The organism is Streptomyces sp. NPDC007945 (genome assembly GCF_042958885.1).
Classification (GTDB): Bacteria; Actinomycetota; Actinomycetes; order Streptomycetales; family Streptomycetaceae; genus Streptomyces.
Genome location: NZ_JBIBJV010000011.1, coordinates 24,397 through 49,237, shown reverse-complemented (window position 1 = coordinate 49,237; position 24,841 = coordinate 24,397). Strand labels below are relative to the sequence as shown.

Annotated in this window: 26 protein-coding genes, 1 tRNA gene and 1 pseudogene; 11 read left to right on the top strand and 17 right to left on the bottom strand. The window is 73.4% G+C overall.

Going from position 1 to position 24,841, the window contains the following annotated elements; translation table 11 throughout:
- Positions 1-40 precede the first annotated feature (40 nt).
- The 3 genes and pseudogenes from ACFZCF_RS28080 to ACFZCF_RS28070 form a co-directional block, all read left to right on the top strand.
- The gene (locus ACFZCF_RS28080; RefSeq protein WP_391289672.1) at positions 41-1,675 is read left to right on the top strand and encodes a penicillin-binding transpeptidase domain-containing protein; all 1,635 of its coding nucleotides are present in this window, start codon (positions 41-43) and stop codon (positions 1,673-1,675) included.
- A 56-nt stretch (positions 1,676-1,731) separates the two neighbouring features.
- Positions 1,732-2,223, top strand: coding sequence for a YbaK/EbsC family protein (locus ACFZCF_RS28075; RefSeq protein WP_391289671.1), 492 nt, complete (start codon positions 1,732-1,734; stop codon positions 2,221-2,223).
- Positions 2,220-2,339 (top strand): annotated as a pseudogene (locus tag ACFZCF_RS28070) (EamA family transporter); the annotation flags it as partial. The gene ACFZCF_RS28075 and the pseudogene ACFZCF_RS28070, both read left to right, overlap by 4 nt.
- A gap of 39 nt (positions 2,340-2,378) precedes the next feature.
- Here ACFZCF_RS28070 and ACFZCF_RS28065 read toward each other — a convergent pair.
- Positions 2,379-3,125, bottom strand: a complete 747-nt coding sequence (locus tag ACFZCF_RS28065) for an SDR family NAD(P)-dependent oxidoreductase (RefSeq protein ID WP_388449227.1) — start codon at positions 3,123-3,125, stop codon at positions 2,379-2,381.
- 91 nt (positions 3,126-3,216) lie between these two features.
- On the opposite strand from ACFZCF_RS28065, the gene ACFZCF_RS28060 reads away from it, so the two are divergent.
- The 3 genes from ACFZCF_RS28060 to ACFZCF_RS28050 are packed head-to-tail and all read left to right on the top strand — an operon-like array spanning position 3,217 to position 4,476.
- On the top strand, positions 3,217-3,714 hold the full coding sequence (locus ACFZCF_RS28060; protein WP_388449228.1) for a DUF2975 domain-containing protein: 498 nt from the start codon (positions 3,217-3,219) through the stop codon (positions 3,712-3,714).
- Positions 3,714-3,947, top strand: a complete 234-nt coding sequence (locus tag ACFZCF_RS28055; protein WP_391289669.1) for a helix-turn-helix domain-containing protein — start codon at positions 3,714-3,716, stop codon at positions 3,945-3,947. Before ACFZCF_RS28060 ends, ACFZCF_RS28055 begins: the two co-directional genes overlap by 1 nt.
- A gap of 58 nt (positions 3,948-4,005) precedes the next feature.
- A complete protein-coding gene (locus ACFZCF_RS28050) occupies positions 4,006-4,476 on the top strand; it encodes a hypothetical protein (protein WP_391289667.1) in 471 nt (156 codons plus the stop codon).
- A 9-nt stretch (positions 4,477-4,485) separates the two neighbouring features.
- Here ACFZCF_RS28050 and ACFZCF_RS28045 read toward each other — a convergent pair whose 3' ends face one another.
- From ACFZCF_RS28045 to ACFZCF_RS28030, 4 genes are read right to left on the bottom strand one after another with little or no spacing between them, the layout of a single operon-like run.
- Entirely contained in the window at positions 4,486-5,661 is a 1,176-nt protein-coding gene (locus tag ACFZCF_RS28045; RefSeq protein WP_391289788.1) for a serine hydrolase, read from the bottom strand.
- A 40-nt stretch (positions 5,662-5,701) separates the two neighbouring features.
- Positions 5,702-6,466, bottom strand: a complete 765-nt coding sequence (locus ACFZCF_RS28040) for an energy-coupling factor ABC transporter ATP-binding protein (protein ID WP_388449231.1) — start codon at positions 6,464-6,466, stop codon at positions 5,702-5,704.
- Positions 6,463-7,224, bottom strand: coding sequence for a cobalt ECF transporter T component CbiQ (gene cbiQ, locus ACFZCF_RS28035; RefSeq protein ID WP_391289664.1), 762 nt, complete (start codon positions 7,222-7,224; stop codon positions 6,463-6,465). The genes ACFZCF_RS28040 and cbiQ overlap by 4 nt, the downstream gene beginning before the upstream one ends.
- A gap of 1 nt (position 7,225) precedes the next feature.
- The gene (locus tag ACFZCF_RS28030) at positions 7,226-8,266 is read right to left on the bottom strand and encodes an energy-coupling factor ABC transporter permease (RefSeq protein WP_391289663.1); all 1,041 of its coding nucleotides are present in this window, start codon (positions 8,264-8,266) and stop codon (positions 7,226-7,228) included.
- A 162-nt stretch (positions 8,267-8,428) separates the two neighbouring features.
- On the opposite strand from ACFZCF_RS28030, the gene ACFZCF_RS28025 reads away from it, so the two are divergent.
- Positions 8,429-8,779, top strand: coding sequence for an SsgA family sporulation/cell division regulator (locus ACFZCF_RS28025; protein WP_388449234.1), 351 nt, complete (start codon positions 8,429-8,431; stop codon positions 8,777-8,779).
- A gap of 96 nt (positions 8,780-8,875) precedes the next feature.
- Here ACFZCF_RS28025 and ACFZCF_RS28020 read toward each other — a convergent pair whose 3' ends face one another.
- Positions 8,876-11,050, bottom strand: a complete 2,175-nt coding sequence (locus tag ACFZCF_RS28020) for an MMPL family transporter (RefSeq protein WP_391289661.1) — start codon at positions 11,048-11,050, stop codon at positions 8,876-8,878.
- Between the two features lie 104 nt (positions 11,051-11,154).
- Positions 11,155-11,727: a TetR/AcrR family transcriptional regulator gene (locus tag ACFZCF_RS28015; protein ID WP_388449236.1), complete on the bottom strand. Its 573-nt coding sequence runs from the start codon at positions 11,725-11,727 to the stop codon at positions 11,155-11,157.
- Between the two features lie 182 nt (positions 11,728-11,909).
- Between ACFZCF_RS28015 and ACFZCF_RS28010 the strand changes: the two genes are divergently transcribed.
- Positions 11,910-15,215, top strand: coding sequence for a S41 family peptidase (locus ACFZCF_RS28010; protein WP_388449237.1), 3,306 nt, complete (start codon positions 11,910-11,912; stop codon positions 15,213-15,215).
- Here ACFZCF_RS28010 and ACFZCF_RS28005 read toward each other — a convergent pair.
- The 5 genes from ACFZCF_RS28005 to ACFZCF_RS27985 all read right to left on the bottom strand — a co-directional run bounded on the left by ACFZCF_RS28005 (position 15,158) and on the right by ACFZCF_RS27985 (position 19,439).
- The gene (locus ACFZCF_RS28005) at positions 15,158-15,682 is read right to left on the bottom strand and encodes a GNAT family N-acetyltransferase (RefSeq protein WP_391289659.1); all 525 of its coding nucleotides are present in this window, start codon (positions 15,680-15,682) and stop codon (positions 15,158-15,160) included. The genes ACFZCF_RS28010 and ACFZCF_RS28005 overlap by 58 nt on opposite strands.
- A gap of 134 nt (positions 15,683-15,816) precedes the next feature.
- Positions 15,817-15,999 (bottom strand): hypothetical protein, encoded by a 183-nt coding sequence (locus ACFZCF_RS28000; RefSeq protein WP_388449239.1) that lies wholly within the window; start codon positions 15,997-15,999, stop codon positions 15,817-15,819.
- 121 nt (positions 16,000-16,120) lie between these two features.
- On the bottom strand, positions 16,121-17,002 hold the full coding sequence (locus ACFZCF_RS27995; protein WP_388449240.1) for an SDR family oxidoreductase: 882 nt from the start codon (positions 17,000-17,002) through the stop codon (positions 16,121-16,123).
- A complete protein-coding gene (locus tag ACFZCF_RS27990) occupies positions 16,999-17,892 on the bottom strand; it encodes an alpha/beta fold hydrolase (RefSeq protein WP_391289657.1) in 894 nt (297 codons plus the stop codon). Before ACFZCF_RS27990 ends, ACFZCF_RS27995 begins: the two co-directional genes overlap by 4 nt.
- On the bottom strand, positions 17,889-19,439 hold the full coding sequence (locus ACFZCF_RS27985; RefSeq protein ID WP_391289655.1) for an NAD(P)-binding domain-containing protein: 1,551 nt from the start codon (positions 19,437-19,439) through the stop codon (positions 17,889-17,891). Before ACFZCF_RS27985 ends, ACFZCF_RS27990 begins: the two co-directional genes overlap by 4 nt.
- Before the next feature lie 171 nt (positions 19,440-19,610).
- Between ACFZCF_RS27985 and ACFZCF_RS27980 the strand changes: the two genes are divergently transcribed.
- Positions 19,611-20,234, top strand: a complete 624-nt coding sequence (locus tag ACFZCF_RS27980) for a MerR family transcriptional regulator (protein ID WP_391289786.1) — start codon at positions 19,611-19,613, stop codon at positions 20,232-20,234.
- 90 nt (positions 20,235-20,324) lie between these two features.
- Here ACFZCF_RS27980 and ACFZCF_RS27975 read toward each other — a convergent pair whose 3' ends face one another.
- Together ACFZCF_RS27975 and ACFZCF_RS27970 are read right to left on the bottom strand one after the other, a co-directional pair.
- Positions 20,325-20,795 carry an NUDIX domain-containing protein gene (locus tag ACFZCF_RS27975; RefSeq protein WP_391289653.1) on the bottom strand — a complete coding sequence of 157 codons (471 nt, stop codon included), beginning with the start codon at positions 20,793-20,795 and terminating at the stop codon, positions 20,325-20,327.
- 5 nt (positions 20,796-20,800) lie between these two features.
- Complete coding sequence (locus tag ACFZCF_RS27970) at positions 20,801-21,541, bottom strand: helix-turn-helix domain-containing protein (protein ID WP_391289651.1); 741 nt, start codon at positions 21,539-21,541, stop codon at positions 20,801-20,803.
- A 117-nt stretch (positions 21,542-21,658) separates the two neighbouring features.
- On the opposite strand from ACFZCF_RS27970, the gene ACFZCF_RS27965 reads away from it, so the two are divergent.
- Complete coding sequence (locus ACFZCF_RS27965) at positions 21,659-21,853, top strand: hypothetical protein (RefSeq protein ID WP_391289649.1); 195 nt, start codon at positions 21,659-21,661, stop codon at positions 21,851-21,853.
- A gap of 265 nt (positions 21,854-22,118) precedes the next feature.
- Here the strand turns inward: ACFZCF_RS27965 and ACFZCF_RS27960 are convergent, their stop codons facing one another.
- Positions 22,119-22,922 (bottom strand): exodeoxyribonuclease III, encoded by an 804-nt coding sequence (locus ACFZCF_RS27960; RefSeq protein WP_391289647.1) that lies wholly within the window; start codon positions 22,920-22,922, stop codon positions 22,119-22,121.
- 50 nt (positions 22,923-22,972) lie between these two features.
- On the opposite strand from ACFZCF_RS27960, the gene ACFZCF_RS27955 reads away from it, so the two are divergent.
- Positions 22,973-23,458: a GNAT family N-acetyltransferase gene (locus ACFZCF_RS27955; RefSeq protein WP_388449244.1), complete on the top strand. Its 486-nt coding sequence runs from the start codon at positions 22,973-22,975 to the stop codon at positions 23,456-23,458.
- A 155-nt stretch (positions 23,459-23,613) separates the two neighbouring features.
- On the opposite strand, the gene ACFZCF_RS27950 is transcribed toward ACFZCF_RS27955, so the two are convergent.
- Both ACFZCF_RS27950 and glpR read right to left on the bottom strand, forming a co-directional pair.
- Positions 23,614-23,690: transfer RNA gene (locus ACFZCF_RS27950), tRNA-Ala, on the bottom strand.
- Between the two features lie 89 nt (positions 23,691-23,779).
- Positions 23,780-24,805, bottom strand: coding sequence for a gephyrin-like molybdotransferase receptor GlpR (glpR, locus tag ACFZCF_RS27945; RefSeq protein WP_391289644.1), 1,026 nt, complete (start codon positions 24,803-24,805; stop codon positions 23,780-23,782).
- Positions 24,806-24,841 lie beyond the last annotated feature (36 nt).

The window sequence follows — 24,841 nt, the reverse complement described above, 5'->3', positions numbered from 1 at the left end:
TGCTTGACTCGACGGTCCACACGGGGAGGGGAACCCAGTCATGCGAAGTGGAGCGAAGGTCGGGATCGTCGGGGGCGTGTTCGTCGTCGTCGCGAGCGGGGTGGCGTACGGGGGGTACAACCTCTGGAACGGGATCACGGGCGGCTCGCAGGACGTCGGTACGCGGTCGGCGCCGAAGACCGGGCCGGTGACGGCGGAGGAGGTGACCGCCACCGCGGGGGACTTCCTCGCCGCGTGGGCGGCCGGCGAGGCCGAGCGGGCGGGCGGGCTGACGAACGACCCGGTGACGGCGGCCCCGGCGATCGCCGCGTACCGGGAGGGGGCCGGCGTCTCGGAGACGACCATCACGGCGGGGACGCCGACGGGGGCGGTCGTGCCGTTCACGGTGAAGGCGACCGTCACGTACGACGGGGTGTCGAAGCCGTGGACGTACGAGTCGAAGCTCAGCGTCGTCCGCGGCGAGTCCACCGGCCGCCCGCTGGTGAAGTGGACGCCCACCGTGCTGCACCCGAAGCTGGCCGCCGGCGCCACGCTGCGCACCGGCACCGCGAAGACCCCGCCGGTGAAGGCCGTCGACCACAAGGGCGTCGCGCTGCCGCCGGAGAAGTACCCGTCGCTCGTGCCCGCCCTGGACGCGCTGCGGCAGCGGTACGGCGGCAAGGCCGGCGGCGAGGCGGGCGTCGAGACCTGGATCGAGAGCGCGAACGGCACGCCGAGCAGCACCCTCCTCGTCCTGTCCGCCGGGAAGCCCGGCGAGCTGCGCACCACGATCGACGCGGGCGTGCAGGCGGCGGCGGAGAAGGCGGTCAAGGAGTTCCCGAACGCGGCGGTGGCGGCGGTCGAGCCGTCGTCGGGCGCGATACGGGCGGTCGCCAACAACCCGGCCAGCGGCTTCAACACGGCGTTCCAGGGGAAGCAGGCCCCCGGCTCCACGATGAAGATCGTGACGGCGGCGATGATGATGCGGTACGGGGTGGCGGGGCCGGACTCGCGGGTGGAGTGCCCGCCCACCGTGACGTGGGACGGGTACCCGTTCCACAACCTGAAGGACTTCTCCACCGAGGGCGACCTGACGAACGCGTTCGCCATGTCCTGCAACACCGCCTTCATCAAGGCGATCAACCCGCTGAAGGACAAGGGCGTCCACAACACCGCGCTCGGCGACACCGCCCGCAAGTGGTTCGGTATCGGCGAGGTGTGGTCGGTCGGCGTGCAGACGGAGGACGGGAACGTGCCCGAGTCCAGCGGCACCGAGACCGCCGCCTCGTACATCGGCCAGGGCGCCATCACCATGAACGCGCTCAACATGGCGTCGATCTCCGCGACCGTGAAGGACGGCGGCTTCCGCCAGCCGTACCTCGTAGCGGAGGACGGGGAGGACGGTCAGAAGTTCGCCACCGCCGAGCGGCTTCCGGGCGAGGTCGCCCGCGGGCTGCGGAAGATGATGAACGCGGCGGCCACAGCCCCGGAGGGCACGGCCCGGGAGGCGATGCGGGGAGTGTCTTCGCCCAAGGGCGCGAAGACCGGTTCGGCGGAGGTCGGGACGCAGTCCACCTCCAACAGCTGGTTCACCGGCTACTCCGGCGACCTCGCCGCCGCGGCCGTCGTCGAGGCCGGCGGGCACGGCGGCGACGCGGCCGGGCCGGTCGTGGCGGCCGTGCTCAAGGCGGGCTGACCGTCAGGCGGAAAGCCGGTCGCGTGCCCCGTACACGTACCGCTACGGTGCGGGGCATGACGACCGATGCCACCTCCGCCGCCCATCCCCGGTTCGCCGCCGCCCTCGCCGAGTTGGGCCTCGACGTCGAGGTCCGCCGCTTCCCCGACGAGACGCGGACCGCGCAGCAGGCCGCCGACGCCATCGGCTGCGCGGTCTCCGAGATCGTGAAGTCGCTGATCTTCGCCGCCGACGGGGTGCCGGTGCTCGTCCTGATGGACGGGGCCTCGCGGGTGGACGTCGAGCGGGTGCGGAAGGCGCTGGGCGCCGAAGAGGTCACCCGGGCGGACGCCCGGCTGGTGCGGGAGACGACCGGGTACGCGATCGGCGGCGTACCGCCCTTCGGGCACCGCACCCGGACCCGCGTGCTCGCCGACGAGGCGCTGCTCGCCCACGCCCTGGTGTGGGCGGCGGCCGGCACCCCGCACTCGGTCTTCGCGCTGCCCCCGAAGGAACTGATCGCCCACGCGGGCGCGACCGTCGTGGACGTGCGCGAGCGCACGGCGTGACGCCGCCGGTCGCGGGTTCGGTGCTGGTCGCGGGGGTCAAGCACGCCACGTGGAACGCGCCGGCCCACCACATCCGCGACCAGCTGCTCTCCTTCACCCTCGTCTCCGGCGGCGGGGCCTGATCGGCCTGGCGCCGACCCGCGCCCGAGTCGGCGTCAGCCGCCGTCCAGGATCTCCCGGAAGTGGCGGTTGACCGCCATCAGGCCGCCGTCGACGCGGAGGGTGGTGCCGGTGATCCAGGCGGCGTCGGGGGAGGCGAGGAAGGCGACGGCGGCGGCGATGTCGTCGGGGGTGCCGACGCGGCCGAGGGGGTAGGCGCGGGCGCCCAGGGCGGCGAGGGCCTGTTCGCGGCCCGCCCAGGAGGGGGTGGCGACGGTGCCGGGGTTGATCTGGTTGACGCGGACGCCGCGGGGGGCCGCTTCGCCGGCCAGGGTGCGGGTGAAGGAGCCGAGGGCGGCCTTCGCGGCGCTGTAGGCGTGGTCGCCGAAGTCGGCCTCCGCGTTGACCGAGCCGATGGTGACGACGGCGCCGCCCGTCGCGGCCAGGTGGGGGAGGGCGGCGCGGGAGCAGTGGACGGCGCCGAGGAGGGTGCCGTCGAGCTGGCGGCGCCAGTTCTCGTCGGGGTCGTCGACGAAGGGGACGAAGGCGTTGTTGACGAGGACGTGAAGGGCGGGGAGGCCGCCGATCACCTCGTCGACCGACCGCCGGTCGGTGATGTCGAGGCGGTGGGCCGTCGCGTTCGGGAGGTCCGCCGCCACCGTCCGCGCCGACTCCTCGTCGACGTCGGTGACCAGGACCCGCGCGCCCTCCGCCGCCAGCCTTCGGGCGGTCGCCGCGCCGATGCCGCTGCCCGCGCCCGTGATCAGCGCCGTCCGCCCTTCGAACCGCTTCGTGAGATCCATGCTCCGATCTCAGCACCGATCGCCGGCCCCGACTACCCCTCCCTATCGTTTTTCGATAGATTCCCATCGTAAGTCGATTGGAGGAGGGGTCATGGGAAGACTGACGGTGCTGGCGCTGCGGGCCGTGCTGGTGGGACTGGCGGCCGGGTCGGTGTTCGTGCAGGCGGTGATGATCCCGCTGCTCGCCGCCGATCTCGACGGGGCGGAGGGAGACCTGGTGCACCTGCGGACGCCGCTCCTGGTGGTCTTCTTCCTCGGCGTCGTCACGGTCCAGGTCACCCTCGTGTGCGTGTGGCGGCTGGTGACGATGGTGCGGCGCGGGACCGTCTTCTCCCATGCCGCCTTCCGGTACGTGCACATCGTGATCGGCGCGCTCGTGGCCGCCGCGCTGCTGGTCTTCTCCCTCGCGGTCCTGCTGGCGCCGGGCGAGGCGGTCGCCCCCGGGATCGTCCTGCTGATCTGCGGGGTCTCCCTGGCGGTCCTGGGGGTCGCGCTCATCGTGCTGGTGCTGCGGATGCTGCTGGCCCAGGCCGTCGACCGCGACGTCGAGGCGACGGCGCTGCGCGCCGAGCTCGACGAGGTGATCTGATGCCGATCGTCGTCGACATCGACGTGATGCTGGCCCGCCGGAAGATGTCGGTGGGCGAGCTCGCGGAGCGGGTCGGGATCACCCCCGCCAACCTGGCGGTCCTCAAGAACGGCCGGGCCAAGGCCGTGCGCTTCACCACCCTCGCCTCCCTGTGCGCGGCCCTCTCCTGCCAGCCGGGCGACCTCCTGCGCTGGGAGGAGGGGGCCGGAGGGGACGAGGAGCCGGAGGAGTAGGCGGGTGCGGGCGGGAAATCGGTGGGCGGCGGCCGGTCGCGGCCCTACCGTCACCCGGATGGAGATCTCCTTCCGGAAGCTGCCGGACAACCAGCACGAGATCCTGGTCCGCGCCCGCAAGGGCCCGGACGTCAGGCTGCCCGCCGCACCCGTCGGGCCGACCGTGCCGCACGACCTGGTCCACGCCGTCGTGGAGACCGCCCTCGGCATCGAGGACGGCTTCTGGGGGGCGACGGCGCGCGGCGCCACGTTCGAGGGCTTCGAGCTCGTCGTCCCGGGCCGGCACCGCCGGTCGGGGATGAAGGTGCTGCGCCGGGGCGGCGACGCCGTGCTGGCCGCCGAGCTCCGCGTGAACTGGGCCTACCGGGTGTGGCGCGGGCTGCCCACGGAGGGCCGGGGTGTCGGCCGGCCGCTCCTGGACGCGGAGGCCCTGGCGAGGACGGGGCCGCGTCTGGACGCCGCCGCCGCCCGCTGGGCCGCCGTCCCCGAGGGCGGGGAGCTCCTCTGGCGCTGGGGCGCGGACGGCTGAGCCGCGGGCTCAGCCCGTCCGGCCGTCGAGGGAGGTCCGCACCGCCCGCACCAGGGCCTGGGCGCGCGGGTCCGAGGTGACGGTCCTGCGCATGCCGTTGGTGACGTAGGCGAAGGCGGTGCCGGACTCGGGGTCGGCGAAGGCGAGGGAGCCGCCGCGGCCGGGGTGGCCGAAGGAGGTGGGGCCGAGGAGGGGGGAGGCCGGGCCGTGGAGCATGTGGCCGAGGCCGAAGCGGGTGCCGACCAGCAGGACCCGGTCCGTGCCCGCCGACTCCTCGGTGCGGGCCAGGGCGAGGGTGGCGGGGGCGAAGAGGCGGGGGGTGCCGTCGCCGAGGGGGCCGAGGGTGGCGGCGTAGTAGCGGGAGAGGGCGCGGGCGGTGGCGACGCCGGCCGAGCCGGGGAGTTCGGCGGCCCGGTAGGCGGGGTCGTTCTCGTCGGGCTTCGGGGTGATGACCTCGAAGGCGCGGCGGGTGAGCGAGGCCGGGTCCTCCCAGGCCTCGGTGACCGAGCGCTTGGGGCGCAGGCGGAGGGCGCCGGCCTCCTCCGGGGCGGCGACCGGCGCCAGGCGGCCGACGCGGTGCTCCTCGGCGGCCGGGAGACCTATCCACAGGTCCAGGCCGAGCGGGGCCGCGAGCTCCTCCGCGACCCAGCGGCCGATGGTGCGGCCGGTGACGCGGTGGACGAGGCCGGAGAGCAGCCAGCTGAAGGTGTGCGCGTGGTAGCCGTGGTCGGTGCCGGGGTCCCAGGCGGGGGCCTGGGCGGCGACCGCGGCGGTGGACGCCTCCAGGTCGGTGGCCTCGGCGAGGGTGAGGGGCCGGTCGAGGACGGGGACGCCCGCCTGGTGGGCGAGGAGCTGCCGTACCGTCACGCGGTCCTTGCCGGCGGCCTTGAACTCGGGCCAGTACGTGGCCACCGGGGCGTCCAGGTCGATGCGGCCGCGCTGGTGGAGGAGGAGCGGGACGGCGGCGGCGACGCCCTTGGTCGCGGAGCGGACGATCTGGGCGGTGTCCCGCGCCCAGGGTTCCGTGCCGTCGGCGTCCTTCGTGCCGGCCCACAGGTCGACGACCGGGGCGCCGTCGTGGTGCACGGCGACCGCCGCGCCCTGCTCGCCGCGCTGCTCGAAGTTGCGCAGGAACGCGTCCCTGACCGGTTCCCAGCCCGGTGCCACCGTGCCCTGGACGTCCACCTGACCCACTCATCCTTTCGTACGAACGGGTCCCATGGTCTCAGGCCACGGACCCCGGAACGAAACCGAAGGGGAGTTCGAGGCGGTGGCGGGCCATGAGCGCGTCGTCGGCGAGGATCTCCCGGGTCGGACCGTCCGCCGCGATCACGCCCTCGCTGAGGATCAGCGAGCGCGGGCAGAGCTCCAGGGCGTACGGCAGGTCGTGGGTGACCATGAGGACGGTGACGTCCAGGGAGCGCAGCACGTCGGCGAGTTCGCGGCGGGAGGCGGGGTCGAGGTTGGAGGACGGCTCGTCGAGGACGAGGATCTCCGGCTCGGTGGCGAGGACGGTCGCGACGGCGACCCGGCGCCGCTGTCCGAAGGAGAGGTGGTGCGGGGGCCGGTCCGCGTACGCGGCCATGCCGACCCGGGTCAGGGCCCGCTCCACCACCGCGTCGAGCTCGGCGCCGCGCAGCCCGGCCGCGGCGGGGCCGAAGGCCACGTCCTCGCGGACGGTCGGCATGAACAGCTGGTCGTCGGGGTCCTGGAAGACGATGCCGACCTTCCGGCGGATCTCCGCCATGTGCTTCTTGCCGACGGGCAGCCCGGCGACGGTCACGCTGCCCGCGCCGGCGGCGAGGATGCCGTTGAGGTGGAGGACGAGGGTGGTCTTGCCGGCGCCGTTGGGGCCGAGGAGGGCGACCCGCTCGCCGCGCGCGAGGGTGAGGTCCACGCCGAAGAGGGCCTGGTGGCCGTCGGGGTAGGCGTAGGCGAGGCCGCGCACGTCGAGGGAGGGGGGAGAGGGGGGCACGGGCACGGTGGTCATCCCAGGAGGGCGAGGAGGCGGATCGGGAGGGCGGCGAGCGGCAGCGCCAGGGCCCGCGCCCACTGGGCCCGGGTGGTCGCGGTGGCGTCGAGGACCGGCATGGTGCCGGTGTAGCCGCGGCTGACCATGGCGAGGTGGACGCGTTCGCCGCGCTCGTAGGAGCGGATGAAGAGGGCGCCGGCGCTCTTCGCCAGGACTCCCCAGTGGCGTACGCCGGACGCCTCGAAGCCTCGGGAGCGGCGGGCGATGGACATCCGGCGCATCTCGTCGGTGACGACGTCCCCGTACCGGATCATGAACGAGGCGATCTGGACGAGCAGGGACGGCAGTCCGAGCCGCTGGAGGCCGAGGACGAGGGAGCGCAGCTCGGTGGTGGCGGCGAGGAGCACGGAGGCGGCGACGCCGAGGGTGCCCTTGGCGAGGATGTTCCAGGCGCCCCAGAGGCCGGGGACGCTCAGGGAGACGCCGAGGACGGTGGTCCGGTCGCCGGGGACCACGAAGGGCATGAGGACGGCGAAGGTGACGAAGGGGATCTCGATCGCGAGGCGGCGGAGCAGGAAGCCGGCCGGGACGCGGGCGGCCGCGGCGACCACGGCGAGCAGGCCGGCGTAGCAGGCGAAGGCCCAGACGGCCTCGCGGGGCGTCGTGACGACGACCAGGACGAAGCCGAGGACGGCGACGAGTTTGGTGTGCGCGGGCAGGCCGTGGACCGGCGAGTCCCCCCGCCGGTACAGCTGGTGCGCGTGGCCCGCTCCCACCTCAGACCCGGGCGCCGGTGTCGGCGGCCCGGCGGCGGCGGGCGGCCCAGAAGGCGCCGGTGCCGACGGCGAGGGTGAGGCCGACGCCGATGACGCCGGCGAGGCCGCCGGAGAGGCGTGCGGAGTCGACGCCCGCGACGCCGTAGTCGGCGAGCGGGGAGTCGGCGGTGGCGTGCTCGTACTCCTCGGCCTTGGCGTCGATGCCCTGGTCGGCGGCGACCTTCTCCAGGCCGTCGGGGCTGGCGGAGGCGTAGAAGGAGACGACGCCGGCGAGGACGAGGGCGGTGACGACCCCGCCGATCCAGAGCTTCCTCGGGCTCCGCGCGGCGGGGGGCTCGGCCGGGGCGGGGGCCGCGTCGACCAGCTCGCCGCCGACGCGGAGCTTCAGCGGTGCCGTGAGGCCGCGGGCGCCGTGGACGAGGTCGGGGCGGACGGCGAGGACGGCGCCGACGGTGAGGGCGGTGATGACGGCCTCGCCGATGCCGATGAGGACGTGGACGCCGAGCATCGCGGTGAGGACCTTGGCGATCGGCACGTCGGTGGTGCCGCCGATCGCGTAGATCAGGGTGAAGGCGGCGGCCGAGGCCGGTACGGAGACGAGCGCGGCGACGAAGGTCGCGGCGGTCACGCCGCCCCGGGTGCGGGGCAGCACGAGCCGCAGGCCGCGGAAGAGGAAGTGGGCGGTGACGACGGTCACCACGCCCATGACGGTGATGTTGACGCCGAGCGCGGTGAGGCCGCCGTCGGCGAAGAGGACGCCCTGCATGAGCAGGACGACGGCGATGCACAGGACGCCGGTCCACGGCCCGACGAGGATCGCCGCGAGCGCCCCGCCGAGGAGGTGGCCGCTGGTTCCGGCCGCGACGGGGAAGTTGAGCATCTGGACGGCGAAGACGAAGGCCGCGACGAGGCCCGCGAGCGGGGCCGCCTTCTCGTCGAGTTCCTTGCGCGCTCCGCGCAGGCTCACGGCGACGGCGGCCGCGGCGGCGACGCCGGCGGCCGCCGACACGGGGGCGTTGATGAATCCGTCAGGTACATGCACGTAGCGAATGATGAGCGCAGCTGCAAAAGACTTGCAAGAGCGCCCGGATGACAAGACGAGGGATGTGAGGCCGGACACGTCACGAGTGATCATCCGATGACCGGGGAAGAATGTGACATCAAGGAATAAAACAGACTGGGCCACGACCTGAGGAGCCACCCCATGCGCGCCGTCGAGGACCACGCCCGAGGCCGCCTGATCAGCGACGACGGACCGGTCTCCCGGGCCGTGCCGGTCGCTCTGCGCTACGACCCCGGCTTCTCCCCCGCCACCGTCCGCTTCGTGCTGCCCGGCGGCGTCGAGTGGTCCTTTCCCCGCGCCCTCCTGGAGGACGGGCTGCGGCAGCCCGCGCACCGCGGGGACATCGCGGTGTGGCCGTGCGGGCGGGTGCAGACGGTCGTCGAGTTCCACGGCCGCGACGAGGTCGCCGTCGTCCAGTTCGACAGCACCGCGCTCACGCGGTTCCTGGAGCACACGTACGCCGCCGGCGCGTCGTCGCTCACGACACGCTGACGGCGTACGGCCGCGTCGGCTCCCCGTCCCCACAGGTCCCGGCGCGGTCCGGGGCGCACCCCCCGCTCAGGGGCGGCCCCGGGGTTCTCGGGTCGGTCAGGCCTTCACGAGGTCCGTCCTCCGGGGTCCGTCGGTCCCGCCGTCGGTGTCGTGGGCGGCCAGTGCCTCGCCCTCCACGTCCACGTTGGGCAGTGCCCGGTCCAGCCACTTCGGCAGCCACCAGGCCTTGTGGCCGAGGAGCGCGAGGACGGCCGGGACGATCGCCATGCGGACCACGAAGGCGTCGAAGAGGACGGCGACGGCGAGGCCGAAGCCGATCATCTTGATCATCTGGTCGGTCATCCCGATGAAGCCGGAGAAGACCGCGATCATGATCACCGCGGCGGCGGTGACCACCCGGGCGCTGTGCCGGAAGCCGGTCACGATCGCCTCGCCGGGCCGCTCGCCGTGGACGTACGCCTCCCGCATGCGGGTGACGAGGAAGACCTCGTAGTCCATCGCGAGGCCGAACACGACGCCCACCATGAAGATCGGCATCATCGACATGATCGGGCCGGTCTGCTCGACGCCGAACAGGCTGCCCAGCCAGCCCCACTGGAAGACCGCGACGACGGCTCCGAGGGCGGCGACCACCGAGAGCAGGAAGCCCAGGGCGGCCTTGAGCGGCACGAGGATCGAGCGGAAGACCACGGTCAGCAGGAGGAAGGCGAGGCCGACGACGAGTGCCAGGTAGGGCACCAGGGCGTCGTTCATCTTCTGCGAGAAGTCGATGTTCATCGCGGTGGCGCCGGTGACGAGGACCTCGTCGCCGGTGGCGTCGCGGATGTCGTGGACGAGGGTCTCGGTGGCGCCGGAGGACGGGCGGTCCTTCGGGATGACCGTGATCATGGCGGCGTCGCCCGCCTTGTTGGGGGTGGCCGGGGTGACGGCGGCGATGCCGTCGAGGCCCTTGATGGTGGTGACGGTCCGGTCGGCGGTGGCCCGGTCGCCGTCGACGACGACGAGCAGCGGGCCGTTGAAGCCGGGGCCGAAGCCGTCGGAGAGCAGGTCGTAGGCGCGGCGCTCGGTCGCCGAGACCGGCTTCACGCCGTCGTCGGGCAGGCCCATCTCCAGGGAGGCGGCCGGGATCGCGACGGCGCCGAGGCCGATGACCCCGGCGAGGAGCACGAAGAGCGGGCGGCGGATGACGAAGCGGGCCCAGCGGGTGCCGCCGTTCGGCTTGGCGGCCTTCTCCGCGTCGGCGCCGCCCTTGCGCTGCTTGCGGCCCACGACCTTGTCGCCGGCGAAGCCGAGCAGCGCCGGGATGAGGGTGAGGGCGATCAGGACGGCGATCACGACGGTGCCGGCGGCGGCGAAGCCCATCTTCGTCAGCATCGGGATGTTGACGACGGCGAGGCCGACGAGGGCGATGACGACGGTGAGTCCGGCGAAGACGACGGCCGATCCGGCGGTGCCGGTGGCGCGGCCCGCGGCCTCCTCCTTGTCGCGCCCGTCGGCCAGCTCGGAGCGGTAGCGGGAGACGATGAAGAGGGCGTAGTCGATGCCGACGGCGAGGCCGATCATCATCGCGAGCGTGGAGGTCGTGGAGCCGAGGTCCAGGACGCTCGCGAGCGCGGTGATCGTGGAGACGCCGATGCCGACGCCGATGATGGCGGTGAGCAGCGGCAGTCCGGCCGCGACGAGCGAGCCGAAGGTGATGACGAGGACGATGCCGGCGATGACGACGCCGACGATCTCGCCGGTGCCGGTCTCGGGCATGGTCTGGAGGGCGTCGCCGCCGAGCTCGACGGTCAGGCCCTTGCCCTGGGCGGCGAGCCCGGCCTGCTTGAGGGCCTCGCGGGTCTCGTCGGTGAGCTCCATCGCGTTCACCTTGTAGGCGACGGAGACGTAGGCGGTGGAGCCGTCCCGGGAGACGGCCTGGGCCGTGTACGGGTCGGTGACGGAGACGATCTGGTCCGAGCCGGACTTGAGCGCGGCGACGGTCTCCTCGACGACGGCCTTGGGGGCCGCGTCGGTCATCCTGCCGCCGTCGGGGGCCTTGAAGACGACCCGGGCGGTGGCGCCGTCGGCGCCCGCGCCGGGGAACCGCTCTTCGAGCAGGTCGAAGGCGCGCTGGGCCTCGGTGCCGGGTATGGAGAAGGAGCTGGAGGTCGCGGCGGGCGCGGTGGCGGCGCCGACTCCGGCGAGCGCGAGCAGCGCCACCCAGAGGAGGGCGACGAGCCGCCGGCGCCGGAAGGCGGTGCGGCCCAGCTTGTACAGGAAGGTGGCCACGGGTGCGTACTCCCATTGTGGGGCGGGACAGGGCATGGGGAGCCGGCCCGACGGCGTGAGCGGTGCGCAGTCAGGTGGAGCGGGGACTTACGGGTGGTGCCGGGTCAGACGCCGAGGGCGGGGAGCACGACGGCGTCGACGTAGCGGGTGAGGAAGGCGTGGTCGACCGGCTGGTCGTCGATCAGCGGGCGGGCGACGAGCGCTCCGATGAGCATGTGCGGGACGAAGTCCAGGGCCGGGTTGTCCGGCGGGACCTCGCCCCTGCGGACCGCGCGGCGGAGGAACTCGGCGAAACCGTTCAGCTCGGGTTCGATGAGCAGTTCGCGCAGCGCCTGGTGCAGGTCCGGGTGGGTGTGGACGGCATGGGCCAGACCCCGCATCAGCGCGGTGTCCTTCTCCATCTGGCAGTCGTCGGCGAGCTCCAGGAGCGCCTGGAAGTCGCCGCGCAGGGATCCGGTGTCGATCTCGTCGAAACCGGACGGCTTGTTGTGGCGCAGGGCCGTGGCGACCAGCTCCGGCTTGCTCCCCCACTGGCGGTAGAGGGTGGCCTTGCTGGAGTGGGTGCGGGCGGCGACGGCGTCCATGGTGAGGGCGTCGTAGCCGACCTCGCGGAGGAGGTCGAGCACGGCCGCGTACAGCTCGGACTCCCGTTCGGGAGTGAGTCTGCTGCGGGCCATGTCCGGACCTCCGGTCTGCGGGGACGAGCAGAGCGAACGAAACGGTTTCGTACTCTGCGCTCCCTACGAAGGTACCCCGGCCCTCAGCGAAACGAAACCGTTTCGTACGTGGCCTGGGCCACACCGCCCTCCGTACGCCCGTACGAGTTGCCGCGCCCCCTCCGCGCGGAAAGCATGAACGGGTGAGTGACGACGTGGCCTACCTCCGCTTCCCGCACCTCCACGACGACCTGCTGTGCTTCACGGCCGAGGACGACCTCTGGGTCGCCCCGCTCGTCCCCGACGGACAGAGCCCCGGCCGCGCCTGGCGGCTCACGGTCGACCGCACCCGGGCCGGGCACCCCCGCTTCTCGCCCGACGGCCGCCACATCGCCTACACGAACTGGCGCAGTCTCGATCCCGAGATCCACCTCGTGCCGGTCGACGGCGGCCACGCCCGCCAGCTGACCCACTGGGGCTCCTCCGACACCCGGGTCTGCGGCTGGTCGCCGCCGGACAAGGACGGCCGCTCCGACATCCTCGCCGTCTCCTCGCACGGCCAGCCCTTCTCGTACTTCTCCTGGGCCTACACCGTCGCCACCGACGGCTCGCCCGGCGGCAGGATGCCCTGGGGCCCGGTCTCGGACATCGCCGTCCGGGACGTCGACGGCGAGCGCCGCACCCTCCTGCTCACCGGCACCCCGCCGCACGAGCCGGCCGCCTGGAAGCGGTACCGGGGCGGCGCCACCGGGCGCCTCTGGCTCCACGGCGAACGCCTCCTGCCGGACCTCCGCGGCCACCTCGCCGACCCGATGTTCGTCGCCGCCCCGCCCGGCGAGACCGGATACCGGATCGCCTTCCTCTCCGACCACGAGGGCATCGGCAACCTGTACTCCTGCCGCCCCGACGGCACCGACCTGCGCCGCCACACCGACCACGCCGACTTCTACGCCCGGCACGCCTCCTCCGACGGCCACCGGATCGTCTACCAGTGCGCCGGACAGCTGTGGATCGCCGACGACCTGAGCGCCGGCGCCGAACCGCGCCGCCTGGAGGTGCGGCTCGGCGGGCAGCGGGCCGGCCGCCGCCCCTACCAGGTCCCCGCGGCCCAGCACGTCGACGCGCTCTCCGTCGACGAGACCGGCCGGGCCAGCGCGGTCGGGGTGCGCGGCAGCCTGTACTGGCTCACGCACCGGGACGGGCCCGCGCGGGCCATCACCGACACCCCCGGCGTCCGCGTCCGGCTCCCCGAGATGCTCGGCAGCGGCGGCCAGATCGCCTACGTCACCGACGCCGAGGGCGAGGACGCCGTCGAGATCGCCTACCTCCCCCGGGCCAGCGGCGACCGGCCGCCCCGCCGGCTCGCCGCCGGGGAACTCGGCCGCGTCGAGGAACTCGTCGCCGACCCCGACGGCGAGCGGCTCGCCATCGCCTCCAACGACGGCCGCCTCCTCCTCATCGACGCCACGGAGGACTCCAACGGCGAGGTCACCGAGCTCATCCGCTCCGTCAACGGCCCCGTCCGCGACCTCGCCTTCTCCCCCGACGGCGCCTGGCTCACCTGGTCCCACCCCGGCATCGGCCGCTCCCTGCGCTCCATCAAGCTGGTCCGCATCTCGGGCCCCGGCCCCCGCACGGTCATCGACGTCACCAACGGCCGCTTCGAGGACGAGAACCCGGTCTTCACCAGCGACGGCCGCTACCTCGCCTTCCTCTCCTGGCGCGGCTTCGACCCGGTGTACGACGTCCACACCGGCGACCTGTCCTTCCCGCTCGGCTGCCGCCCCTACCTCGTGCCGCTCTCCTCCGCGACCCCGTCCCCCTTCGCGCTGCTGCCCGACGGCCGCCCGGCGGCCGGCGGGCTCGACCCGGCCGACGACGGCGCCGACAGCGGCGACGGCACCGTCACCGTGGAGACCGAGGGGCTGGCCGACCGGGTGACCCCCTTCCCCGTCGCCGCCTCCAAGTACTCGGCCCTCGCCCCCGTCACCGGCGGCGGCCTCGTCTGGCTGCGCTGGCCCATCTCCGGCGCCCTCGGCGAGACCTTCGCCAACCCCGCCGACACCTCCGGGCGCCCCACCCTGGAGCACTTCTCCGTCACCAAGGCGCGCCGCACCGAACTCGCCCGCGACCTCGACTGGTTCGCCGTCAGCGGCGACGGCAGCCGGCTCGTCGTCTTCGACGAGGGCGAGCTGCGGGCCGTCCCCGCCACCGAGCCCGGCGACGGCGACTCCACCGTCTACCTGGACCTGCGCCGCATCCTCCACCAGGTCGACCCCGGCGCCGAGTGGCGCCAGGCCTACGACGAGGCAGGGCGGATCGTCCGCGCCTACTTCTGGGAGCCCGGCATGGGCGGCGTCGACTGGCCGGCCGTCCTCGACCAGTACCGGCCGCTGCTCGATCGGGTCGCCTCCCCCGACGAGTTCGCCGATCTGCTGCGCGAGGTCATGGGCGAACTCGGCACCTCCCACGCCTACGTCACCCCGGCCCGCCGCAACGAGGGACCGCCGCACTACCACCGCCCCCAGGGCCTCCTGGGCGCCAACTTCGTCTGCCGCGACGGCGACTGGGTCGTCAAGCGGATCCTGCCCGGCGAGTCCTCCGACTCCAAGGCCCGCTCCCCGCTCGCCGGCACCGGCATCCGCGAGGGCGCCGCCCTCACCCACGTCGACGGCCGGCCCGTGGACCCCGTCCGCGGCCCCTACCCGCTGCTCGCCGGCACCGGCGGCACCACCGTCGAGCTCACCTTCACCCCCGCCGGCGGCGAGGGCCGCTCCCGCCGCGTCGCCGTCGTCCCGCTGGTCGACGAACGCCCGCTGCGCTACCAGGACTGGGTCGCCAAGCGCCGGGCCGTCGTCCGCGAGCTGAGCGGCGGCCGCTGCGGCTACCTCCACATCCCCGACATGGGCGGCTCCGGCTGGGCCCAGTTCAACCGCGACCTGCGGATGGAGGTCTCCCGGCCCGCCCTCATCGTCGACGTCCGGGGCAACGCCGGCGGCCACATCAGCGAGCTCGTCGTCGAGACCCTCACCCGGAAGATCATCGGCTGGGACCTCACCCGCAACGCCCAGCCCGTCAGCTACGCCTCCAACGCCCCGCGCGGCCCCGTCGTGGCCCTCGCCGACGAGGCCACCTCCTCCGACGGCGACATGATCACCGCCGCCTTCAAGCTCCTCGGCCTCGGCCCCGTCGTCGGCCAGCGCACCTGGGGCGGGGTCGTCGGCATGACCGGCCGCCACAAGCTCGGCGACGGCACCTGGATCACCGTCCCCATGAACGCGGCCTGGTTCACCTCATGGGGCTGGTCCGTGGAGAACCACGGCGTCGAACCCGACCTGGCCGTCCTGCGCACCCCGCTCGACTGGGCCGAGGGCCGGCACGCCCAGCTCGACGACGCCGTCCTCCGGGCCCTCGCCCTGCTGGAGGAGGAGCCCGCCGCGAGCCCGCCCGGCTACGAGTCCGTGCCGGACCGCTCCCGCCCGAAGCTGCCGCCGAGGTCCAGCTCGTAGGCGATCGCGGACTCCCCGGTCTTCAGCGTCTCCCTGCCGACCGCGCCGAAACCGACCCGGGCGAGCACCGCCCGGGACGCGGCGTGCTCCGGCGACGCCCTCGCGTACAGCCGGCGCAGCCCGTACTCCTCCACGGCGAGCCGGCACACCTCGCGCACGCCCCGGGTGGCGAGGCCCCGGCCGGTGGCCGACTCCGCGATCCGGTAGCCGAGTTCGGCGGCGCCGTCGGCGACGTCGATGAGGTTGACCCGGCCGACGATCCGGCCGCCCTCCTCCACCAGGACGTGGAAGCGGATGGTCCCCTCCTCCTGCTCGTCGAGGAGGGCCTGGTGGCGGGCGGCGAAGTCGGCGAAGTACGCGTCCCCCCGGTCGGGCACGGTGGCGGCGAAGTAGGCCCGGTTCTCCTGCTCGAAGGCGAGCAGGGCGGGCGCGTGGTCGGAACGGAGACGTTCGAGTACGACGGACATGAGGGGAGCGTACGAAGATCCACGCGCGAACGCCCGTGAGTTGAGCAGTTCCGGCCACCTGTCGACCGGTCCCGGACGCACGCGCGGAAGGCGCACCCGGCGTCCCGGGTGCGCCTTCCGTCACAGGACGGGCGTCAGGCCTCGTCGCGGCCGGTGCGCTCGCGCAGCTCCCGCTGGGCGCGCTCCTTGGCGTCCGGCGTGCCCTCGCGCTCCTGCCGGGCGCGCTCGGAGGCCTCGTCCTTGGGGTTGCCCATGGCCTTCTTCGCGCGGTCCTGGAGCTCCTGCGCCTTGTCCTGGAACTGGTCCTTGATGCCCATGTAGGTTCACTCCTAGTAGGGGTGTGAGGGGGTCGGGGCGGTGTGCCCCGGGGCCTCGACCAGCCTCGCATGAGCGGACATCCCACGCATTTCGATCAGTTACGGTCCGTAGGCAAGGGCCTCAAACCTTCCCGCCGCGGGCCTGCTCGTCGGCCGCGCCACCGGCGCCGACCAGGCCCTTGGAGACCGTGCCGAGGCGGGGTCCGAAGCGGGCCACCTCCCGCTTGCCGACGGTGGCGATGAGGCCGGGCAGGTAGCCGCGGACGGACTGCATCCCGCGCAGCCACCACTGCGCGTACACGTGCGCCGAACGGCGCTCGATGCCCTCGACGATCCGGTCGACGGCCGGGCCGAGCGGGTACGTGCGGTTCGACGGCCACGGCAGCCGCTGCCGCAGCTCCTTCATCACGTCGTCCTGGTCGGCGCCGCGCACCATGTCGGTGTCGGTCCAGGAGAGGTAGCCGACGCCCACCTTGACGCCCTTGTAGGCGACCTCGGCGCGCAGGCTGTGCGCGAAGGCCTCGACGCCCGACTTGGAGGCGCAATAGGCGGTCATCATCGGGGCCGGGGTGATGGCGGCGAGCGAGGCGATCTGGAGGAAGTACCCCCGGGACTCCATGAGGACCGGCAGGAAGGCGCGGCCGGTGACCGCCCCGCCGATGAGGTTGACCTCGATGACCCGCCGCCAGGCGACCGGGTCGGAGTCGACGAACGGGCCGCCGGCCGCGACGCCGGCGTTGGCGACGACGATGTCGACCTTCCCGAAGCGCTCCTTCACCTCGGCGGCGACCCGGGCCATCGCCTCGTGGTCGGTGACGTCCGCCTCCCACCAGTCGGCCTCGGTGTGCAGCCGCCCGGCGACCTCCTTGAGGAGCTCGGGCTCCAGACCGACGAGGGCGATCCTCGCACCGCGAGCGGAGAGCTTGCGGGCGAGCAGCTCGCCCACACCGCGCGCGCCGCCGGTGACGACCGCGACCTGCCCTTCCAGGCTGACCCTGCTCATACCCCTGCCTCCTTGCTGGTCGGACGCGCTCCGAGATAGGTGAGCGTCAGTTCGCGGATCTGCGCGGTGACGGCCTCCGGGGCCTCGACCGGCGTCATGTGGCCCATGCCGGCCAGTTCGGTGAGTCCGGTGCAGTGCGGGAGCGCCTCGGCCATGGCCCGGGAGTGCGCGGGCGGGGTGAGCCGGTCGGCGGTGCCGACGAGGACGGCGGTCGGGACCCGCAGGTCGCGCAGGGCCGTCTCCAGGTCGAGGTGGGCGAGCACCTGCGACCAGCCGTGGCGGGCCGGGCGCGGGCAGGCGTGCACGATCCGGGCGCAGGCGTCGACCCGCGCGGGTGCCGAACCGGGGCCCATGGTGGCGTACTTGAGGATCCGCTTCGAGAGGCCGTTGACGGGCCCGAGCGGCGCCTTGGAGCCGAGGACGGCGCCGGTGAGCCGGGTCCGCAGGGCGCCGGGCCCGAACGGCACGACGGTGGCCTCCGCGGTGAGCCGGGACGGTCCCGTGGAGCAGAGCAGGACGGCGGCGGCGTGCTGGACGAAGCCGGGCCGGCCGGCCGCGGCCATGATCGTCATGCCGCCCATGGAGTGGCCGGCGAGCACGGCCCGCTCACCGGGCCCGAGGGTGGCGGCGAGCACCGCCTCCAGGTCGTCGGCGAGCGCGGTGGTCGAGTACCCGCCGTCGCCGGGGACCGGCGAACGGCCGTGGCCGCGCTGGTCGTAGGCGACGACCCGGTGGTCGACGGCGAGGTCCCGGATCTGCTCGGCCCAGAAGAGGGTGGAGCAGGTCCAGCCGTGGGCGAGGACGACGGCGGGCGCGCCCTCGGGGCCGTGCACCTCGGCGTGCAGCTCGGCGCCGTCGGCGGAACGGACGGTCAGCGTACGGGCGTTCACGAGGCGGCCTCCTCCTTCCGGGCGGCGCGGGCGGCGGCATCGGCGGCCTTCGGCGATCCGACGGCCTTCAGGGGCTTCGGGGCACGGAGGACCTCGTACTCGGAGAGGTCGACCTGCCGGGTCTCGCGGCGGAACTCGCCGGTGGTGCCCGGCCAGAGGGTGGTGTTGCGGCCGTTGGCGTCGAGGTACCAGCTGTCGCAGCCGCCGGCCTTCCAGACCGTCCGCTCCATGCGGTTCTGGACCTTGCGGTTCCAGGCGTTGACGGCGGAGGGGCGGACGGCGAGGGCGGCCCGGCCGCCGAGCACGTCCAGCTGGCGGAGGTAGTCGGCCATGTAGTTCAGCTGGGACTCGATCATGAGGATCATGGAGGAGTTCCCGAGGCCGGTGTTGGGCCCGATGATCGTCATCCAGTTGGGGAAGCCGGCGGCGGTGGCGCCGCGCAGCGCCTCCATGCCGCCCTTCCAGACCTCGGCGAGCGAGCGGCCGTCGGCGCCGATGACGCGCGGGGCGATCGGCATGTCGGTGACGTGGAAGCCGGTGCCGAAGATGATCGCGTCGACCTCGGTCTCGGTGCCGTCGGAGCCGACGACGACATTGCCGCGGACCTCCTTCAGGCCGCCGGCGACGACGTCGACGTTGGGCCGGGCGAGGGCCGGGTAGTAGGCGTTGGAGAGCAGGATCCGCTTGCAGCCGATGCGGTACGAGGGCGTGAGCTTGGCCCGCAGCGCCGGGTCCTTGACCGCCCGGGCGATGTTCGCCTTGGCGAGCTTCTCGACCAGGCCCAGCTCGCCGGGGTGCTTGGTGAAGGCGCCGACCTGGAGTTCGCGGATGCCCCACAGGATGCCGCGGCGCAGGGCGGCGGTGGCGGGCAGCTTGCGGTGCAGCCAGCGCTCGGGGCCGCTGATGGCGCGGTCCACGCGGGGCATGACCCACGGGGGCGTGCGCTGGAAGAGGGTGAGCCGGGCGACCTCGGGCTGGATCGAGGGCACGATCTGGATGGCGGAGGCGCCGGTGCCGACCATGGCGACCCGCTTGCCCCGGAGGTCGTAGTCGTGGTCCCAGCGGGCCGAGTGGAAGACCTTGCCGGTGAAGCCGTCGAGCCCCGGGATGTCCGGGATCTTCGGGTCGGAGAGCGGGCCGGTGGCGGAGACGACGACGTCGGCGGAGAAGCTGCCGCGGCCGGTCTCGATGTCCCAGCGGAGTTCGTCCTCGTTCCAGGCCATCTTCATGACCTCGTGGTTCAGGCGCAGGTGCGGCCGGAGCCCGAAGGTGTCGGTGACGTGCTCCAGGTAGGCCCGGATGTGCCGCTGGCCGGAGAAGGTCCTGGGCCAGTCGGGGTTGGGCGCGAAGGAGAACGAGTAGAGGTGGGAGGGCACGTCGCAGGCGCACCCGGGGTAGCTGTTGTCGCGCCAGGTGCCGCCCACGGAGTCGGCCCGCTCCAGGACGACGAAGTCGGTGATCCCCTCGCGGCGCAGCCGGACGGCGGCCCCGAGTCCACCGAACCCCGATCCGATCACCGCCACCCGAACGTGCTCGTGCTTCGCCATGCCGCCTCCCGTGCGCCCGGCCAAGATTCCGCCAGCAATCACTGGCACAGTCGGACTGTAGAGCAGCTCCATACCGAGCGGTAGGGGTCCGGCGAGGGAAAGTTACCGGCGGTACAACATAGGCTGGCCGGTGTGGCAGAACGATCAGGGAAACCGCCCCACGAGTACCGGATGACGGAACTGGCCGAGGCCGCCGGCATCACCGTCCGCACGCTCCGCTTCTACCGCGAGCGCGGCCTGATCCCGCCGCCGCGCCGCGAGGGCCGCATCGCCTGGTACGACGAACGCCACCTGGCCCGCCTGCGCACCATCGCCGCCCTGCTCGAACGCGGCCACACCCTCACCGGCATCGCCGACCTCACCACGGCCTTCGAATCCGGCCGGGACGTCGGCGAGGTCCTCGAACTCGGCTCCCCCACCGAGGAGGAACCGGTCCGCCTCACCCCCGAGGAGCTCGCCGACCACTTCGACGGCGAGGTCACCCCGGAGAACCTCGCGGCCGCCCTGGACCTCGGCTACCTGGCGACCGACGGCGAGGAGATCGTCCACATCAGCCGCCGCCTGCTCGACGTCTCCGCGGCCCTGGTCCGCGAGGGCGTCCCCCTCGCCGAGGTCCTGAGGGCCGGCGCGCGCGTCCGCGAACACGCCGAGGCGCTCGCCGAGCTCTTCACCGAAGCCCTCGGCCCCCACGTGAAGGACGCCGACGTGCAGCGCCTCCGCCCCCTGGCCAAGGCGGTCGTGGACGCCGAACTCTCCCTCGCCCTCGACCGCCGCCTGCACACCCCGGGGACCTGACGGCAGTGCCTGAAGGCTGAAACGGCAGGTCGGAACGGGGTGGCGGTGCGCCCTCCGGTGAGGCTTCCTCCTGTCGGACGGTTCGTGGCCCTAGCCCAAATACGGGGCGGCGCGGTGCTCCAGGAAGTGCCGGATGCGCAGCCGCTGCGTGTGGTGCATGGGAAGCGAGTCGAGCTCTTCGGGCGCCACGAAGCGGAGCTCCGTGCTCTCGTCGGAGATGGCCAGGGCGCCGCCGACAACCCGGGCGGTGAAGCAGACGTTGAACTGCCGGCGCACCTCTCCGTCGCTGTACGCGATGACATGGCGGGGGTCGGTGTACGTGCCGACGAGGCCCGTGATCTCGACGTCCAGACCGGTCTCCTCCTTGACCTCGCGCACGGCCGTACCGGGCAGGGAGTCGTCCATGTCCATGGCTCCGCCCGGGAGCGCCCACAAGTCGTTGTCCCGGCGCCGCTGGAGGAGTACGCGGCCGTCCCCGTCGGTGACGACGGCGGAGGCTGCCACGACCAGGCTGTTCGGCCGGGGGGCGTTCGGATCGTCGTAGTACTCGGTTCGGGCCACGGCGCTCAGCCTTCCACGGGGCGGGCCGTTTCCCATACGGCGTCGAAGCTGCCCGCGTAGGTGTCGAACATGCCCCCGTCGCCGTGGCGCCGGAGGTGCCACACGGGTGCGCCGTAGGCGTTGACGCCCCACACGTGTGCGTTGACCAGCATCTGATCGTCGGCGCGGTACAGGCTGTTGTAAAGGGTCGTTCCGTGAGTGCGCAGCTCGATGCCCGGTACGTCCGCGAGGGGTCGGTAGTGCAGGAGCGCGAGCCGGCAGCGGGATTCGATGCCGTGGCCGAACTTCTCTTCCCGTCCGCGCTGCTGGACGTTGAGGTCGTCGGCGTCTCCCACCGCGATGCGGACCGCGCATCCGTCACCGGCCCGCTCGCGCAGGAGGTCGTTGAGGCGGGGGTACGCCTCGTGCAGGAAGACGGCCGCGTACACCAGCACGTCGATCCGCTGCCGCGCCTGGGAGAGGAGATCGACGAAGACCGACACGGGAAGATCCGCCCGTTGTCCGTACAAGGCGACGAGTTCGGGGCTGACAGCACGTGCGGCACGCGCCTGCCGGAGTGCCGGCCATAGGGCATGCACGTCTTCCCCGAGCGCTTTCGCTGCCGCCAGTGCAGTTGCCCGGCGCGGGGTGCGCCCGAGGTTGACCCACCGTTCCACGGACTTGGGGTCGACGCCCGTGACGTCGGCCAGAGCGGCGTGCGTCCAACCGCCGGCTTCCATGACGACTCGAAGTCGCTCGTTCTGCATGCGTGCGTCCCCTCGGCTCCCGGACTTCCCGAGGGACGTTCTACACGCCACGGGACGTCCCCAAGTGGGAAACGTACGAGGTTCCCCCGTCCCGATGACCGACGGGACGATCACGCCATGAGTGATCCCACGCGCTACAGCACCTCGCCGATCGAACTGCCGCTGGACCTGGAGCGGGAGCCCGACCCCGCCGACGGGTGCGCGGGTTGCGCTGAGCTGGCCGCCGTGCGGGGCCGTGCTCGCGTCGTGGGCGATTGGTCGACGGTCAGCGACTGCAACATCTTCATGCGGCGCCACCCCGAGGGGCACTGATGGTCACCTCGGCGGACATCGGGCAGCGTGTGGAAGACCGCGCGGGACGGGTCGGCGTGCTGCGGGACGTGCTTCCGGACTACGAAGACCCCGCCCAGCTCCCGAGCGAGCGCCGGAAGCGCCCCACGGCGTTCTTACGCCCCGAGGGCGGGGGCCGTGAATGGCTGGTGGCGCCAGAAAGCGTGAACCGCGCCTAGCGCCCCCATGCGGCCCCGTCCGGCGACGGCGAGCAGGACAGCCGGGCGGGGCTTTCCGCTACCGGGCCCTACAGCTCGTACACCGCCGTGACGGGCGCGTGGTCGCTCCACCGCTCCGCGTGGGTCGCGGCCCGTTCCACGAACGCCTTCACGGCCTTCGCCGCCAGGCCCGGCGTGGCCATCTGGTAGTCGATCCGCCAGCCCGTGTCGTTGTCGAAGGCGCGGCCCCGGTAGGACCACCAGGAGTACGGCCCCTCCTGCTCGGGGTGGAGGGCCCGCACCACGTCCACGTACCCGCCGTCGGTCTCCTCCAGGACCCGGGAGAGCCACGCCCGCTCCTCGGGCAGGAAGCCGGCGCTCTTGCGGTTGGCCCGCCAGTTCTTGAGGTCAGCCTCGCGGTGGGCGATGTTCCAGTCGCCGCAGACCACGACCTCGCGGCCGTCGGCGGCGGCGCGGACCCGCAGCTCCTTGAGGTAGGGCAGGAACTCGCCCATGAAGCGGTACTTCTCGTCCTGCTTCTCCGTCTCGGCCTCGCCGGAGGGCAGGTAGAGGCTGGCGACGGTGACACCGGGCAGGTCCGCCTCGATGTAGCGGCCGGAGCCGTCGAACTCGGACGACCCGAAGCCGACGCGGACGGCGTCGGGCTCGCGCCGCAGATAGAGGGAGACGCCGGCACGGCCCTTGGCGGCGGCGGGGGCGTGGAAGGTGAACCATCCCTCGGGACGCCGCACCTCCTCGGGCAGCTGCGCCTCCTCGGCGCGCACCTCCTGGAGCAGGACGGCGTCGGCGGAGGTCTCCGCCAGCCACTCGACGAAGCCCTTCTTGGCGGCGGCGCGGAGACCGTTGACGTTCGCGCTGGTGACAGTGAACATCCCGGGAGAATACCGACACCCGCTCCTCGCATACACGTACGATCGACGCCATGCGCATCGAGCCCATCCCCTACGACCACCCCGATTCCGTGAAACTGCAGGACGAGGTACTGGCCGAGTACGCCGTCCGCTACGGCGACGACGAGGGCGACGCCACACCGCTCGACGCCTCGATGTTCGCCCCGCCCCGGGGCCTCTACCTCCTCGCGTACGACCCCGAGGGCCGCCCGGTCGCCAGCGGCGCCTGGCGCGGCCACGAGGAGAACGAGGAGGGGTACGCGGACGGCGACGCCGAGCTGAAGCGCATGTACGTCATACCCGAGGCCCGGGGCCTGGGCCTGGCCCGCCGCATCCTCGCCCTCCTGGAGGACGACGCCCGCGCCGCCGGCCGCACCCGCATGGTCCTGGAGACCGGCACCGAGCAGCCCGAGGCCATCGCCCTCTACACCTCCAGCGGCTACGCCCCCAGCCCGGCCAAGTTCGGCCACTACCGCCACCACGAGAGCAGCCTCTGCTTCGTGAAGCCGCTGGTCTGAACCCCCGCACTTCCCCGACACCTCGGGACGGCTCCGCGGCGGGCCCGGCGATCGACGGCCGGGCCCGCCGCCTCTCCCGCTCCACGACCGCGTCACGGGCCGAACGACGAAGATCCCGCCCGATCTTTCGATCGGACGGGATCTTCGTTTCTCGCTGGTGGACCTGAGGGGATTCGAACCCCTGACCCCCTCGATGCGAACGAGGTGCGCTACCGGACTGCGCCACAGGCCCCTGCGACGTGTGAAACATTAGCATCCCGGTCGCCGAGAAGAAAAATCGCTTACGCCGCAGGTCAGATGAGGCCCCGTACGAGACCTCCGTCATTCGTTGGCGGCGCGGGGGCGCTCGTCGTCCGGGCGGTCGGCGTACTGGTCGAAGAGCGGGGTGCGGCCGTGGTCGCGACCGCGGCGCGGCGGGGACTGGCGGCGGCGCGGCGGCGGGGAGGCGGCCGGGGGCTGCTCGGCGGCCGTGGAGGAGCGGGCGGCGCTCCAGGTCTCCGGGTCGGTGACGTCCACGCCGTTGGAGGCGCGCGGGGCGACCGGCGCGGTGACGTACGTCGGCAGCGGCACCGGCACCGGGTCCCAGCTGTCGCCGCGGGCCGGGCCGCGCTCGCGCTGCTGGTCCACCCACTCGGCGTGGTCGGTCTGCTCGACGAGGGCGCGCCGGTCGGCCTCCTGCGGGGAGACCGGCGGCGCCGGCGACGGCTCGGGCTCGGGCGCGGCGGCCCGGCGGCTCTCGCGGAGCCGGGCGGCAGCGGCCTCGGCGCGGCGCCGGTCCATCACGTACACGAAGCGGCGGCGCTCCTGTCCGCGCAGATGGACGATGTAGGCGCTGAGGAGCACGGCGGGGACGCCGGGCGCCCAGAGGAAGGCGACGCCGCCGACGGCGGCGACGACGGCCCCGAGGGTGAAGGCGGAGAACAGCACGATGGTGGTGCGCCGGCGGCGCGCCAGGGCCTTGCCGCGGCGGGCGCGCTCGGCGGCGGCGCGGGCCGCCGGGGCGGGCGCGGCCTCGGGCTGCGGGGCGGGCTCGGGGAGTTCGAGGCGCGCCTCGGTCCTGGCCGGAGGCGCGGCGAAGGCCCGGACGTCGACCGAGCTCAGGTGCTCGGTCGCCGCGTCCGGGTCCACGTCGGTCGCCGCCTCCAGGGCCGTACGGTCCCGCTCGCGGAGCTCCTTGGCGTACCGGCGCTCCATGCCCGCCCGTCCGGAGAGGAGCCGGATGGCGGTGCTGAAGCGTTCCGTCGGACGGGCCTCGTTCAGCTCGTCCTGCCTGCGGAGCCACATCGGCACCAGGTAGGCGGCCCAGGCCCCGACGATGACTGCGTAGATGAGGCCGCTGCTGCTCACGTCTCACACGGTAGAGGGGTTCGCGACGGGGCATCG

What these genes read in the sequence shown, in the direction of transcription:
- ACFZCF_RS28080 (WP_391289672.1), top strand. Translation starts at nt 41, where the DNA reads ATGCGAAGTGGAGCGAAGGTCGGGATCGTCGGGGGCGTGTTCGTCGTC.
- ACFZCF_RS28075 (WP_391289671.1), top strand. Translation starts at nt 1,732, where the DNA reads ATGACGACCGATGCCACCTCCGCCGCCCATCCCCGGTTCGCCGCCGCC.
- ACFZCF_RS28065 (WP_388449227.1), bottom strand. Translation starts at nt 3,125, where the DNA reads ATGGATCTCACGAAGCGGTTCGAAGGGCGGACGGCGCTGATCACGGGC.
- ACFZCF_RS28060 (WP_388449228.1), top strand. Translation starts at nt 3,217, where the DNA reads ATGGGAAGACTGACGGTGCTGGCGCTGCGGGCCGTGCTGGTGGGACTG.
- ACFZCF_RS28055 (WP_391289669.1), top strand. Translation starts at nt 3,714, where the DNA reads ATGCCGATCGTCGTCGACATCGACGTGATGCTGGCCCGCCGGAAGATG.
- ACFZCF_RS28050 (WP_391289667.1), top strand. Translation starts at nt 4,006, where the DNA reads ATGGAGATCTCCTTCCGGAAGCTGCCGGACAACCAGCACGAGATCCTG.
- ACFZCF_RS28040 (WP_388449231.1), bottom strand. Translation starts at nt 6,466, where the DNA reads ATGACCACCGTGCCCGTGCCCCCCTCTCCCCCCTCCCTCGACGTGCGC.
- ACFZCF_RS28025 (WP_388449234.1), top strand. Translation starts at nt 8,429, where the DNA reads ATGCGCGCCGTCGAGGACCACGCCCGAGGCCGCCTGATCAGCGACGAC.
- ACFZCF_RS28015 (WP_388449236.1), bottom strand. Translation starts at nt 11,727, where the DNA reads ATGGCCCGCAGCAGACTCACTCCCGAACGGGAGTCCGAGCTGTACGCG.
- ACFZCF_RS28005 (WP_391289659.1), bottom strand. Translation starts at nt 15,682, where the DNA reads ATGTCCGTCGTACTCGAACGTCTCCGTTCCGACCACGCGCCCGCCCTG.
- ACFZCF_RS28000 (WP_388449239.1), bottom strand. Translation starts at nt 15,999, where the DNA reads ATGGGCATCAAGGACCAGTTCCAGGACAAGGCGCAGGAGCTCCAGGAC.
- ACFZCF_RS27995 (WP_388449240.1), bottom strand. Translation starts at nt 17,002, where the DNA reads ATGAGCAGGGTCAGCCTGGAAGGGCAGGTCGCGGTCGTCACCGGCGGC.
- ACFZCF_RS27985 (WP_391289655.1), bottom strand. Translation starts at nt 19,439, where the DNA reads ATGGCGAAGCACGAGCACGTTCGGGTGGCGGTGATCGGATCGGGGTTC.
- ACFZCF_RS27980 (WP_391289786.1), top strand. Translation starts at nt 19,611, where the DNA reads ATGACGGAACTGGCCGAGGCCGCCGGCATCACCGTCCGCACGCTCCGC.
- ACFZCF_RS27970 (WP_391289651.1), bottom strand. Translation starts at nt 21,541, where the DNA reads ATGCAGAACGAGCGACTTCGAGTCGTCATGGAAGCCGGCGGTTGGACG.
- ACFZCF_RS27965 (WP_391289649.1), top strand. Translation starts at nt 21,659, where the DNA reads ATGAGTGATCCCACGCGCTACAGCACCTCGCCGATCGAACTGCCGCTG.
- ACFZCF_RS27960 (WP_391289647.1), bottom strand. Translation starts at nt 22,922, where the DNA reads ATGTTCACTGTCACCAGCGCGAACGTCAACGGTCTCCGCGCCGCCGCC.
- ACFZCF_RS27955 (WP_388449244.1), top strand. Translation starts at nt 22,973, where the DNA reads ATGCGCATCGAGCCCATCCCCTACGACCACCCCGATTCCGTGAAACTG.